The organism is Aquibium sp. ELW1220, assembly GCF_030398385.1.
GTDB lineage: Bacteria > Pseudomonadota > Alphaproteobacteria > Rhizobiales > Rhizobiaceae > Aquibium.
This window is the reverse complement of record NZ_JAOAOQ010000114.1, coordinates 1-980: the sequence shown is the minus strand read 5'-3', so window position 1 is coordinate 980 and position 980 is coordinate 1. Positions and strand designations below refer to the sequence as shown.

Genomic DNA, 980 nt, shown 5'->3' with positions numbered 1-980 from the left:
GGAATGGAAATCAGAGTGACCTGCGCAATCGATTGCGACGACCTGTTCGTGATCGGGGTCACTGACGATGGCGGCAGATAACGAGTGGAGAACGATGGACCCTTACCACTACACTGAAACCGGTCTGCCAAACGTGTGGCTGTTTGGGATTGAGATGCGCGACACGGCCTATGGGCCCGTCAGCACCATTCCAGGGATTGAGAACCTGCATCGCACTATCGGGATGAACATCGCACAGGCAAACCGACAGATGACCGGAGCTGAGGTGCGGTTTCTGCGAAGCGAGCTTGACCTATCACAACGCGCCTTGGCTGGACTTCTGGACGTACAGGAAAAGATGCTGCGACTATGGGAGCAGGGCAAAGTGGACATCCCCGGCGTGGTACAGCGAGCGCTGGCGGGGTTCTACCTTGAGACGGTATCGGACACCATCTCGTTGCGCGACCTCATGATCAAACTTGCCGAAACCGACCGCGATCTGAAAAAGGTTGATATGCGGTTCAAGCGAATTGACGAAGAATGGGTGCCGCGCACAGCCCGAGTTCGAGCCCAACCTACAGAGACTGACCGCGACCAATCATCTCACAAGAGCCGCCGACGCGGGCGACATAACCCTCGCTGAGTAGGCACTACATCAGGTTGCGCAGGGGGCGGTATGCCGCGCCGAGTTTGGAACGACGCACAGCCCTCGAGCGCGCAAGCTGGCGGGGTCTATTGCCTGCCGAGAAAGGAACATGCATGAGGTGCTGTTTCTCATGAAGGTCGCCCGCAATACGATGCCGAGGGCAACCAACGGTCATCCCGCAGGTCTAAGCCGCTTTGGCGGAAAAAGGCGGTCCTCATGTGGCCTCTACGATGACGGTAGTACCTTTCGTCACCACTGCGACAGTCGCGTATGTTTAGCCAGCTTAACGACCAAGCATCATGACCCGGCTCCAACCGGGCCAGCGGCAGCCGCGAAGACCCTCCCGGATCTCGAT

Annotated in this window: 1 protein-coding gene; it reads left to right on the top strand. The window is 58.2% G+C overall.

Features of this window, described 5'->3' with window-relative positions:
• Positions 1-94 precede the first annotated feature (94 nt).
• The gene (locus N1F91_RS30940) at positions 95-622 is read left to right on the top strand and encodes a hypothetical protein (RefSeq protein ID WP_289997756.1); all 528 of its coding nucleotides are present in this window, start codon (positions 95-97) and stop codon (positions 620-622) included.
• Positions 623-980 lie beyond the last annotated feature (358 nt).

Bases quoted from the DNA above. Each gene is read 5' to 3' on its own strand.
- N1F91_RS30940 (WP_289997756.1), top strand. From the start codon at position 95: ATGGACCCTTACCACTACACTGAAACCGGTCTGCCAAACGTGTGGCTG.